Source organism: Gracilibacillus halophilus YIM-C55.5, assembly GCF_000359605.1.
In the GTDB taxonomy this organism is placed as follows: Bacteria; Bacillota; Bacilli; order Bacillales; family Amphibacillaceae; genus Gracilibacillus; species Gracilibacillus halophilus.
Genome location: NZ_APML01000020.1, coordinates 1 through 12,660, shown reverse-complemented (window position 1 = coordinate 12,660; position 12,660 = coordinate 1). Strand labels below are relative to the sequence as shown.

10 protein-coding genes and 1 pseudogene are annotated in these 12,660 nt (G+C 37.0%); 7 read left to right on the top strand and 4 right to left on the bottom strand.

Annotation, left to right across the window (positions count from 1 at the left end; translation table 11 throughout):
• Positions 1 to 261 precede the first annotated feature (261 nt).
• Together J416_RS06115 and J416_RS06110 are read right to left on the bottom strand one after the other, a co-directional pair.
• The gene (locus J416_RS06115; RefSeq protein ID WP_003466863.1) at positions 262 to 1,722 is read right to left on the bottom strand and encodes an aldehyde dehydrogenase family protein; all 1,461 of its coding nucleotides are present in this window, start codon (positions 1,720 to 1,722) and stop codon (positions 262 to 264) included.
• Positions 1,723 to 1,742: 20 nt separating this feature from the next.
• Positions 1,743 to 2,597 carry a methyl-accepting chemotaxis protein gene (locus tag J416_RS06110; RefSeq protein ID WP_003466858.1) on the bottom strand — a complete coding sequence of 285 codons (855 nt, stop codon included), beginning with the start codon at positions 2,595 to 2,597 and terminating at the stop codon, positions 1,743 to 1,745.
• Between the two features lie 248 nt (positions 2,598 to 2,845).
• Here J416_RS06110 and J416_RS06105 point away from each other — a divergent pair, with 248 nt between their 5' ends.
• From J416_RS06105 to J416_RS06075, 7 genes and pseudogenes are all read left to right on the top strand, one after another.
• Entirely contained in the window at positions 2,846 to 3,526 is a 681-nt protein-coding gene (locus J416_RS06105; RefSeq protein ID WP_003466857.1) for a phosphatase PAP2 family protein, read from the top strand.
• Positions 3,527 to 3,619: 93 nt separating this feature from the next.
• Positions 3,620 to 4,308: pseudogene (locus J416_RS06100) on the top strand (response regulator transcription factor).
• 3 nt (positions 4,309 to 4,311) lie between these two features.
• Positions 4,312 to 5,316 carry a sensor histidine kinase gene (locus J416_RS06095; protein ID WP_003466855.1) on the top strand — a complete coding sequence of 335 codons (1,005 nt, stop codon included), beginning with the start codon at positions 4,312 to 4,314 and terminating at the stop codon, positions 5,314 to 5,316.
• Between the two features lie 86 nt (positions 5,317 to 5,402).
• Positions 5,403 to 6,086 (top strand): ABC transporter ATP-binding protein, encoded by a 684-nt coding sequence (locus tag J416_RS06090; RefSeq protein WP_003466853.1) that lies wholly within the window; start codon positions 5,403 to 5,405, stop codon positions 6,084 to 6,086.
• Positions 6,083 to 8,659 (top strand): ABC transporter permease, encoded by a 2,577-nt coding sequence (locus tag J416_RS06085; protein WP_003466851.1) that lies wholly within the window; start codon positions 6,083 to 6,085, stop codon positions 8,657 to 8,659. The genes J416_RS06090 and J416_RS06085 overlap by 4 nt, the downstream gene beginning before the upstream one ends.
• A 181-nt stretch (positions 8,660 to 8,840) precedes the next feature.
• On the top strand, positions 8,841 to 9,569 hold the full coding sequence (locus J416_RS06080; protein ID WP_003466849.1) for an ABC transporter ATP-binding protein: 729 nt from the start codon (positions 8,841 to 8,843) through the stop codon (positions 9,567 to 9,569).
• Positions 9,566 to 11,176: a hypothetical protein gene (locus J416_RS06075; protein ID WP_003466846.1), complete on the top strand. Its 1,611-nt coding sequence runs from the start codon at positions 9,566 to 9,568 to the stop codon at positions 11,174 to 11,176. The genes J416_RS06080 and J416_RS06075 overlap by 4 nt, the downstream gene beginning before the upstream one ends.
• 38 nt (positions 11,177 to 11,214) lie before the next feature.
• Here J416_RS06075 and J416_RS06070 read toward each other — a convergent pair whose 3' ends face one another.
• The gene (locus tag J416_RS06070; protein WP_003466844.1) at positions 11,215 to 11,925 is read right to left on the bottom strand and encodes a SurA N-terminal domain-containing protein; all 711 of its coding nucleotides are present in this window, start codon (positions 11,923 to 11,925) and stop codon (positions 11,215 to 11,217) included.
• A 196-nt stretch (positions 11,926 to 12,121) separates the two neighbouring features.
• Positions 12,122 to 12,660, bottom strand: a 539-nt coding sequence (locus J416_RS06065) for a GbsR/MarR family transcriptional regulator (RefSeq protein ID WP_003466842.1), incomplete at its 5' end; no start/stop codon positions are given.

Here is a 12,660-nt window from a genome sequence, read left to right as displayed (position 1 = left end):
GCCGACAAACAAACCCTCCTTTCAACAATATTACTCTTATCATATCATGAAAGCGGTTACCGTAAACAATCATTATCTCATATATTCCAAAAAAGTAAAAAAATATATGAGATTAACTGACAGCAAGGCATTCATTTATATTAATTTTATGATATTTTGGTAAAAATCGATATAAAATACCTAATAAAATGATTATTTTTCCAAAAATAAAAAGATCTACCTCTTGTATTTGAGGTAGACCTGTTAACAAAATTATCATAATTAAGAGTAAGGAAATTGCTTGCGGTTATGTTGAATGGAAATCCATTTGGTTGTTGTAAAAGCATCTAAACTCCACTCGCCATTTAGTCGTCCGACGCCAGAGTTTTTCATTCCGCCAAATGCCACATTCGGTTCGTCATTAATCGTTCCATCATTAATGTGAATCATACCTGTTTCCATCTGTTTAGCTAGTTGGGCACCACGTTCAATGTTTTGTGTATGAACGGCGCCGCTTAGCCCATATGATGTATCGTTCACAATGTCGAGAATTTCTTCTTCACTTGATGCCTTAAATAAACTAACAACAGGTGCAAACATTTCTTCTTTAGCAACAGTCATATTCTTTGTTACATTACCAAATACAACGGGTTCGACAACATTTCCGCGAACTTGGCCGTGAACGAGCGGATCAGCACCTTCATTGATGCCTGCTTCAATGATTTGCTTTGTATTTTCTACTTGTTTTTCATTAATTAATGGGCCGATAATGGTTGTATCATCACACGGATCACCGCAACTTAGCTCATTCACTTTGGCTACGTATTTTTCGACAAACGTATCATACACATCTTCGTGGATAATAATACGATTAGCAGACATACAAATTTGCCCTTGGTGTGTAAAGCGGCTGAAAATAGCGGCACTTACAGCTAAGTCAATATCAGCATCATCGAGTACGATTAAACCACTATTTCCTCCTAGCTCTAAATGAACATCTTTTAATTCTCTGCCTGCTATACTACCGATATGGCGGCCGATTGCCGTTGATCCTGTAAATGAAATGGATTGCGGAATCGGGTGTTCGACAAATGCATCACCAATTTCACTAATTTCAGTGGTAACAATATTTAAGAGTCCTTGTGGTAACCCAGCTTCTTCAAAGATTTTGGCAATCATTGTTCCACCAGTAATAACAGTATGTTCATGTGGTTTCACGACAACCCCATTCCCAGTAGCTAATGCTGGAGCGATCGACTTCATAGATAAAAAGAACGGAAAATTAAATGGACTGATTACACCGACCACTCCTATAGGGATGCGGTATACTTGGTTTTCCTTTCCATCTGTCATCGATGGGAGAATTTTGCCGTCCATTCGAAATGGAAATGTAGACGCTTCTTTCAACATATTTTTGACAAGACTAATTTCGAATTCTGCTTTTAAGCGTGTCCCGCCAATTTCTTTATTGATGACTTCTACAATTGCTTCATGATGATCTTCGATGACATGAACGGCTTGTTCAAAAATTCCACGTTGAAAGGTAGGATTTTGTTGTTGCCATTTTTTTTGTGCTTTTTGAGCAACTTGATAGGCGTGATCAATATCAGTTTTGCTAGCTGCCTGATATGTTGTCAGCGTTTCTTGATTGTATGGGTTTTGATTTTTCATGGAAAGTTGGCTATTTCCTTCTTTCCATTGTCCATCAATGTATTGACTGTTTAAATTAAGAAAGTTAATCATTGTGTACCTCCTAATGAAGTTTATTCTTTGACGTCTACATTCTTTTGGGCGAGGTCAGCTAGGACTTGTACATTTGAATTTACTTCTTGCATTGTTGCTGTTAGTTCTTCAATTGATGCAGCTTGTGAATCAGACTGTTCGTTCACATTACCGATATGTTGATTTAAATTCGTGATCGATTCTTTAATCTCATTTGTAATTGACTGTATTTCAGTGACTTGGTCTTTTGAGTTATTTGCCATTTTACGTATTTCTTCTGCAACCACTGAAAAACCTTTACCATGTTCACCAGCACGAGCCGATTCAATCGACGCATTGAGACCTAACAAGTTGCTTTGATCTGCAATTTCCTTCACCATATTCGACATTTTTTCAATCGCTTCCGCGCTATCACTGACTGTATTTGCTTTTTCTGAAACGAGGTGAATGTCGTTTGAGAGTGTACTGATCGCTTGAGCCATATCTTCCACGGTACCTGTTACTTCGTCAATAACGTTAGAAAGATTATCTGATGTTTCGTTTAACTTTTGGGCATCGGCAATGTTTTGTCCGACACCAACACCACCGATCACATTCCCTTTTTCATCATGTAAAGGTACTGCTCTAGCAATTAAATGAACGCCAAATAATTCAGGAGGTACAGCCATCGCTTGGTTTTTGTTTTCACGTATGGCAGTTGTTACAATGTCTCCCTCTACTAATGGATCTCCTGGATTCACATTTAATGAAAAGTTCTTTGCGGGATAATTAATAATGAGTTTCTCCGAATCATAAATACCAATTGTGATATCATCATTAATAAGTGTTTGTATGAAAGGAGCTACTTTAATAAAGGATTGCAATATTGGATGGTATTGTTCTATATGATCTTCCATGTTATTCCTCCTTATAAAGAGATGCAATTTTATATCGGCACATTTTCCTAGTAATTAAAGTAGATTTACAAAATTTTAACCATTTTAAGGTAAAGTTGAGAATAAAGTGCCAGAAGTCGAGAATAAAAACAACGAAGTCGAGAATAAATTCTGCAATGTTGAGAATAAACTGCACGAAGTTGAGAATAAATTGAGAAAAGTCGAGAATAAATCGTTCTGGTTCATCGACAGAAAGGAAGGGATGTCGAATGTTAATTCATGCGCAGAAAATAAAAGATTTGTCTAAGGCATCTTTGCTCACCATTTTCATTGGGTTTCTATTACTGGGAGGAGCAACTGTCCTTTTTATTTCATTAGCTGATGATGTGTTGGAAAAAGAAAAATTTGCGATCGATCGGATGATGGATGATTACATAGAAACACTTCGTTATCCAGTGCTTCAACAAATAATGGGAGGAATTACCGAGGCAGGATCAGTATTATTTATTACGATTGCTTCGATCATCCTTTTTTTATTTTTACTAGTTTTTACACGTATGAGTAAATGGTATGCGATTTTTTTCGCAGTTAATATGCTTGGCGTTAGTCTTTTGACAAAGGTGTTAAAACTGTTCTTTGAGAGGGAAAGGCCAGAGATTTTAGCTGAATTTGACGGAACGGGGTTTAGTTTTCCGAGTGGCCATTCAACGGGAGCGATCACATTTTATGGATTTTTAATATATTTACTTCTTATTAGTTCGTTGAAATCAGTGTGGAAATGGATAATCAATAGTGGACTAGTGCTTGCCACCTTCACTATTGCCTTGAGCCGTGTGTTTCTACAGGTACATTATTTTACCGATGTTGTAGCAGGTTTAGCTTTTGGGCTTGTTTGGCTTTTGATTTGTATAAGCGGATTGGAACTGATGTTATGGCGCGAGCGAAGGTAGTGCAAATTCCAATGTAAACTCCTTTTGACGTTTTTATCCAACTCGCCTAAGATTACATATATATATAGAATAGAAAAAGGTAGGAATGATCCAATGAAAATCTTATTGGTTGAAGATGATACAGCGATTGCTTCTGGATTGGAATACTCATTGCAACAAGAAAACTATCAGACGATTGTATGCGATAGCGCTGAAACAGCTAATGAAGTCGTAAAAGAACAATTGCATTCGATTGATTTATTTTTGCTTGACTTGTCGCTTCCTGATGGCAGTGGCTATGATATCTGTGAACAAATCAAACAACGAAGCGATAAACCGGTTATCTTTCTGACTGCATATGATGATGAAGTTAATGTTGTTATGGGACTGGATATGGGGCTGATGACTATATTACTAAGCCTTTTCGCGTGCGAGAATTGTTATCTCGTATCAAATCCGTCTTACGCAGGTATCAAAAACAGCCGGCAAAAGAGAATGCAACGGTGCTTCACTTGAAAGATGTAACTATTCATTCACTAAATGGTACTGTATATAAAGGTGGGGAAGAAGTTTTTCTTACATCGCTTGAGTATCGAATTTTGTTAACCTTTGCGAATCATATCGGGCAAGTATTGACAAGAGAACAGCTATTAGAACAAATTTGGGATGTAGCGGGCGATTTTGTTAATGATAATACACTCACAGTCTATATCAAACGATTAAGAGAAAAGCTTGAAGATCATCCACAACGGCCAACACTCATTAAAACCGTACGTGGCTTTGGTTATAAAATGGGGGATTAAAACGTGTTACGAAACCGTGAGAATCAGTATCTAATCGGGGTTTTATTAGGAATAACGCTTTGTGCAACCATACTTGCTACCTTGATATTTTCTGTGCAGGTAGCATTTTTTGTTTTTCTAATATCAATACTATTTATTGTCATGATTTTAATCTTCACTAGCTGGAGATATCGAAAATTAAAGCAACTCGCTGAATACTTACGACAGGTTAGTGCGGGCAACTATCATTTAGATATTCGAGAAAATCGCGAAGGGGAGCTAAGTGTTCTTCAGAATGAAATCTATAAAATGACGTTAAAGCTGACTGAACAAACAACGATTCAAGAAAAAGAGAAACAAAAGTTAGGTGATGCAATATCTGATATTTCGCACCAGTTGAAAACGCCTCTTACCTCAATGATTGTGATGGCTGATTTATTATATGATCAAACATTGCCCGAGGAAAAACGTATCGAATTTACCAAAAATATTAGAGATCAGCTCGGACGGATTGAATGGCTAGTTTCTACATTATTAAAACTATCAAAAATTGATGCAGGAACAGCGCTTTTTCAACAAGACAAGCTATACGCAAAAGATTTGATAGATCAAGCAGTTGAATCGGTTCTTGTTCCATTGGATATTAAACAACAAAAAGTGCGGATAGAAGGAGACGATCAAACTGTCTTGACGTGTGATTTTCAATGGACAACTGAAGCGATCGTTAATATTTTAAAAAATGCAGTTGAACATACACCAGAGGGTGGAGACATTTTGATCTATTTTCACGAAAATACCCTTTATACCGAGATCATTATTCAAGACACTGGAATTGGCATTTCTAAAGAAGATATTCCGTATATTTTCAAACGATTTTATAAAGGCAAGGATGCAGGTAATGATAGTGTCGGAATTGGTTTAGCGATGGCATATAGCATTGTAACGAATCAGCAAGGCGATATTCAGGTATCCAGTCAGCCAGGAAAAGGGACACAGTTTCGTATGAAATTTTTTAAACAAATGATATGAAAGTGACAAAATTGTCATCTTCATAGTCACCGTAGTGTCACCATAGGTCGTTAAACTAAGAAGAAAAGGATCATGGAGGGAAAAGGATGAGTATTTTAGAAATTAATGGTTTATCGAAATCTTATGGGACAGGCGAGACGGCTGTGAAGGCATTAGACAATGTATCTTTCTCCGTTGAAAAAGGTGAATTTATCGCAATCATCGGGCCATCTGGTTCAGGTAAATCAACGTTATTGCATCTATTAGGAGGAGTAGACAGGCCATCTGAGGGAAATGTGATGGTTGATCATACAGACATTTATCAATTGAATGAGACACAGTTAGCTATTTTCAGACGTAGACAGATCGGGTTAATTTATCAATTTTATAATCTAATTCCGGTTTTAACAGTAGAAGAAAATATGACACTTCCATTGTTGCTCGATCAACATGCCGTTGATCATCAGCAATTTCACGATATTGTGGAAGCATTAGGTTTAACGGGCAGATTACATCATTTACCCAATCAGTTATCAGGTGGTCAGCAACAAAGAGTATCGATCGGTAGGGCGTTAATCAGTAATCCGGCGTTAATGCTTGCAGACGAACCAACAGGAAATCTAGATAGTAAAAATAGTAATGAGATCATTGAATTGTTGAAAATGTTTAATAAAACGTTGAATCAAACACTCATTGTCATTACCCATGATGAGCAAATTGCCCTTCAAGCAGATCGCGTGCTTTCAATAGAGGATGGTAGGATTGCAAAAGATGAGGTGATCCGGCCATGAATATCGTTAACAAGATCACGTTACGACAGTTAAAGCAAAACAAACGACGGACACTTGTAACGATCATCGGTGTGATTATATCGGTTGCCATGGTAACAGCGGTAGCGGTATTGGCGACGTCGTTTCAAGACTTTATGAAGCAAGTGACGATTGCATCCGATGGTGAGTGGCATGTGGAATATGCCAATACGCCAGCCAATCAACTACCAACGATACAAGAAGACGAACAAACGGATGAACTCGTTGTCACAAATGATTTGGGATATGCCGAATTTGACGGCGCTGAGAGAGAAAGTAAGCCTTATCTATTTTTTAAGGAGATGAATGAAGCTGGATTTGACTTATTTCCGGTTCAACTAACAGAAGGTCGCCTTCCACAATCATCTGGAGAAGTGCTTATTAACGAAAATATTCTAGCAGATACGAAAACAGATTTAGGTATTGGCACAACGTTTACCGTAGATATCGGCCAAAGAGTAGCTTTAAATTCTGAACAACCATTAGGACAAGAAACATCAATTCAATATGAAGATAAAAAAGCATTGGAAAAACTAAAACCGAAACAAACCAAAACGTTTACAGTAGTTGGAACGATGGAATCAACCATTTGGGAAAGGTCATGGTCACCTGGTTATACGATCCTTCACTACTTAGATCCTAGCACGTTGAATGAAGGAGATAAGGTCAACTCGATTGCAAAAGTAAATAATGTCAATTCATCGATATATGACAATGCAGAACATTTGGCAGAACAAACGGGTGCCGAGGAGATTCATTATCATGATAGTTTGCTTCGATACTATGGAGTAACAGATCATTCAAATTTAAAGAAAACATTTTTTTCGTTAATTGTTATCTTAATGCTGATTATTATGATTGGATCGATATCACTGATTTATAATGCATTTGCCATTAGTGTATCTGAACGATCGAAGCATCTAGGGATGTTGTCGAGTATAGGTGCTACTAAACGTCAGAAACGTAATTCGGTGTTTTTTGAAGGTGGTGTCATTGGTGCGATTAGCATTCCGATTGGTATTCTTTCCGGAATTGCCGGCATTGCAGCTACATTTATGTTTATTAACCCTATCATACAAGAAGTGGCGAATGTGGATCAGAAATTATCGGTAGTGGTTACACCGATTTCATTAGTGAGTGCGGTTGTTGTTTCAGCTGTAACCATACTGATCTCTAGTTATCTTCCTGCTAGAAAAGCTTCGAAGTTAACAGCAATGGATGCCATACGACAAACACAAGATGTGAAGCTAACCGGAAAGGCCGTCAAAACATCAAAACTGGTACGAAAAATGTTTGGTATGGAAGCAGAGATCGGGCTGAAAAATTTAAAGCGGAACAAAAAAAGGTATAAAGCAACCGTTTTTTCTTTAGTGATTAGTATTATTCTATTTTTAACAGTGTCCTTTTTTACCGACAATATTAAGAAATCACTTGAATTGACTCAAGCTGATATTAACTATGATATTAAATTGAGTGGCTTTGAGGATGTGAGTGCGGATGATATAAAACCTTATACGCAATTAGAAGGTGTAACAGCGTCGACATTCATTCGAACCATTTATCTAAGTGCATCGGTTGAAGAGAAAAAAGTTCCAGAAGTTGTAAAGGATTATAAACAACGTCCTTTAGATAACGGTAAATATTCATATAGTGTTAATTTGTATGCGATGGATGATGAGAGTTTTCGGAAATATGCGGGAGAAATAGGAAAAAAAACAGATGACATGATAGAAGCCGATCAGCCATCAGCCATTTTAGTCAATGAAATCACATATAATGATCAAAGTTCAGGTCGCGTGATTGAAACCGAAGGAATACTGACAAATGTGAACGAGACTTTGACCTTACACTCAATTCGTGGTGAGACTGAACAAAAAGGATTAGGCGAAATCGAAATTGCAGCATTAACAGATCAATTACCAATGGGGATCACATCAACATCCAGACCTGGAGGTGTTGATTTGATTACTTCAGAACAAATGTTAGAAACTTTTCTTAGTAATCAAAAACCAGAGCATGCAAGGAATACTTTATATTTAAATAGCTCTGACCCGATGAAAACGCAAGAAGCGATTGAAGAGATCAAACCATCACATATTCGTGCGTATAACGTAGAGCAATCACGACAACAGCAAGAACGTATGCTTTTGTTTATGTCGGTCTTCACGTATGGCTTTATTGCGTTAATTTCTGCGATATCGATTGCAAATATATTTAATACGATATCAACAAGTATCGCCATTCGAAAACGTGAATTTGCGATGTTGAAGTCGGTCGGGATGACACCGAAAGGATTCAACAAAATGATCAATTATGAAAGCATCTTTTACGGATTTAAGGCTTTAATTTATGGGTTGCCGATCAGTATTGCCTGTATGGGTGCTATTTATGTTTCCTTAAGACATACGTTCACCTATGGTTTTGCACTTCCATGGATAAGTATACTTTATGTGATCATAGCAATCTTTATCATCGTTGGTTCGACAATGTTATATTCAATCCGCAAGATAAAGAAACAAAACATTATCGAAGGACTACGACAAGAAAATCTTTAAACTGATCATCAGATGGGCCGTCACATGACAAGCCCATCTTTTTCTATGGAATACGATAGTTTTTCATCCAAATTATAGAAAAATATGTTATTATAAGTACGGAGGTGATCGTATCGTTTCCGATAAAGAAAAAATACTATCTATACATAATCTAAGAAAAAGTTTTCAAGGACAGACCGTGTTGAATGGGATTTATTTAGACGTCCATCAAGGGGAGATTATCGGTTATATTGGCCCGAATGGTGCGGGTAAAAGTACGACGGTGAAAATTATGCTCGGATTAATTGAGGATTTTAAGGGAGAAGTTGAAATTTTCGGTCAAACGGTTCGTACCAATGACCCGAGCTATAAACGACGAATTGGCTATGTTCCAGAGAATGCCGAAATCTATGATAATTTAACCGCAGCTGAGTATCTTGCTTTTGTCGGATCATTATATGGAATGGATGAGAGCCAAATAGCAACCAAAGCACAACAATTAGTTGAACTGTTTGATTTAGAGGATGTCTACCATTCTCGCATTTCGTCTTTTTCAAAAGGAATGAGACAAAAAGTCCTTATTATTGCCAGTCTATTACATAACCCGGATCTATTATTCTTGGATGAACCGCTAGCTGGATTAGACGCTAATAGTGTGATGATTGTGAAAGAAGTCATGGCACAATTAGTTGAGCAAGGGAAAACCATCTTTTATTCATCACATATTATGGACGTCGTTGAAAAAATCAGTGATCGAATCGTTTTAATTGCAGATGGAGAGATTATTGCTGACGGTTCCTTTGAAGAATTACAAGCACAAAACGAAGAGGGAACGCTTGAAGAAATCTTTAACCAATTAACAGGATTTGACCAACATGAACAAATTGCCTCTTCCATTGTAAAAGCGGTACAAGATGGTGAGCGGCAATGAAAGATTTTCAGACGTTAATTTGGCTTGATAAATGTTCGCGCCTGTTTGAACGGTTTAATATTGATTACACAGCACTTCGTTGCATTTTACAAATGAAATTTACAATGGATGCCCGAAGAGTGCCGACAGTGTTTCATGATCATAAACCGAAAGAAGGGAATCAATTTTTAAAATCGCTTTGGATGTATGCCTTGATTAGTTTGATGCTGATTCCGTTTATTGTCATTGGTGATGCGTATTTTTATCAAATGAGTTTTATGTTTAGCGTACTTATGTTTGTTGCGATGCTGACAATGATTTCTGACTTTTCAACCGTGTTATTAGATGTTCGTGATAAAACGATGCTCAACACAAAACCAGTGAACAATCGAACGATCACGGCTGCCAAAGCAATTCATGTGATGATTTATATGTCTTTTGTTGTTGGTACATTAACAGTGATACCGCTTCTTGTCGGATTGTTTCACCATGGCATTATATTTTTTCTATTGTTCCTTATAGAAATTATTTTCGTTAGTTTCTTTATTCTCATTTTCACGGCACTCATCTATCTATTTGTCCTTCGTTTCTTTGATGGGGAGAAATTAAGGGACATGATCAATTATATGCAAATTCTTCTCAGTTTTTCAATTTTTATTGGGTATCAGTTAGTTGCTCGTTCATTTCAGTTTATGGATTTTCAATTCTCATATACTTTTGAATGGTGGCAATTATTGATCCCGCCGATGTGGTACGGAGCGTTGTATGAAATGGTGCTACATCAACAGTGGGATGTTTCACTGTTTGTGTTAAGTCTACTAGGACTAATTATTCCGATCATTGCGTTTATCATTTATTTGAAATGTATCCCTTCGTTTGAACGAAATATGGAAAAGTTAATGGCCGAGAGTAAAGGCCAGCGATCGAAAGGGCGGATAGCTGCATTCTTAGCAACTATCGTTAGTAAAAACCGTACAGAGCGAGCCTTTTATCAATTCGCCAATCGTATGATGAATAGTGAGAGGGAGTTTAAGTTGAAGGTTTATCCTTCGATCGGCATGACATTAGTGATACCTTTTCTTTTTTTCTTCAATGAATTCAGTGGCGAAAGTACTTTTGATCTAGCAAATAGTATGTTCTATATGTCCATCTATTTCACTTTGCTCACAGTACCTGTTGGCGTTAGCATGATTCGTTTTTCAGCAAAATATGAAGGTGGATGGATTTATCGAGTTGCACCCATTCAACAAAAGCGTGATATTTATACAGCTACTTTAAAAGCGATATTGATAAAGTTGTTTGTCCCCATATTTCTACTCGAAAGTGTGATTTTTGTCATGATTTTTTCGAGTCGAATTATTTTTTCGTTAATCATCATTGCACTGACAGCACCGATTATCGCTGTAATTACTTACTTAATGATACATGGAAGACGGTTACCGTTTACGGAATCATACCAAGGGCAGCAACAATCAGCAATGCTCGTATTTCCCGCTATGTTATTTCTCGGTGTATTCGCGATGTTTCATATCATACTAACCAATCTAAATTATGGTGAATGGATCTATCTGTTCGTGCTATTAATAGGGAATGTAATTGTGTGGCGATTGGCCTTTCTGAGAGTGTAAAAAAGGACTTGGCTTTGGGGCCAAGTCCTTTTCATATCCTAAATGTTATATTCAATGTCAGCTTTTTCTTTTAATGTTTCGATTTTTGATGGAATTTGTTGTTGTTGTTTTTGTTTCTTAATTTGCTGTTTAATGTCATCTTTTACTTCAGCTAGTTCGGGTAATTCTTGTTCTGTCTCTTGCTGTTGCTCGACGGCTTGATTGTATGTTTGCTGGATCTCTTCTTCTGTTACCTCCACATCAAATTCTTCTTCAAGGTATTTATCGAGAAGAAGTGAATAGGAAAGTTGATCTTTATACGTTTCTTCCGTATAACCTCTTGCTTCTAAATTCTCGCTAAATTGTTCTTGTTGTTTAGTGGCTTCGAATTGTTCATTCACTTTCTCATCAGATACCGCAATCCCTTTTTCTGCCGCATCTTGTATAATTAATTCTTGTCCAACGATTTCATTCAAGGTTTGTTGTTTTACCTGTTCAGTGTCACTCACATCTTGCCCGTTTTGGTCTAACAGTAATTTGACTTGTCTATAGTAAGTATTGTAAGTTTCACCGGAAATTTCTTCACCGTTCACACTGGCAACAACTTTCTCTGCATCAATTTTTTCCTCTTCAGTGACTTCTACGTTAGCACTTTCAGATGAATCACTATTTCCTGTTTCATCACTGCTATTTTCTGTGTCTTCTCCGTTACAAGCTGTTAGTATGATGGCAATACTAACCGACAAAAGGGTTATCAGTAATTTTTTCATTCGTTCCAATACCTCCAAAAAAGATCATTGTACGCTTTTTACCACGTACTCACCATCAGTGAAGGATTATATGACTCTCACTGATGGTGACCTAATTTTATTCAAACATAAATGATTGGGGTGGTTCAAGTGAAGGCGCTGATAAATGTGTATAAAAACAAGTGATAGGGAGAATATATAAACGCTAGATGTTCAATTACTTCTTTGATGGGCGGTGATAAGAATTATCATGCATATCTTCGATGTTGAGAAATACTTCTTCGAGTGAATGGTGAAAATTAATGGCTTCTGTGATTTTATGGTGATAAATGTCTTCTCCATTGTCTGTTATTTGGTCTAGCTCTGTGCGTATGCTTTCTAAACTATTTACTTGTCGGTCTAATGCTTCTAGCCAACTTTTTACATACGCTTTCATAAATTGATAATACATGTCGCGTTTGGCAAGATACAAATCTTTGCGTACACCTTTGCGCCAGACGCGTTCAATTAAATTAAAGTCAAGTAGTGTTCTGGTTGCTGTACTCATCGATGTTTTACTTTTACCGAGTTCGTCTTTCATTTCGTCTAAAGTCATCGGAGCATCATGTAGAAATAATGTAACGAACAATTGAGATTCTGTTTTGTTTAAGGCAAACATTTCTAATGTCTTAGAAAATTCAGAAATAATACGGTTGTTGAATTCTTCAAGTGGGTTATCATGTGCTTCATAATATAACATACTTGTGTTTCCCCCTG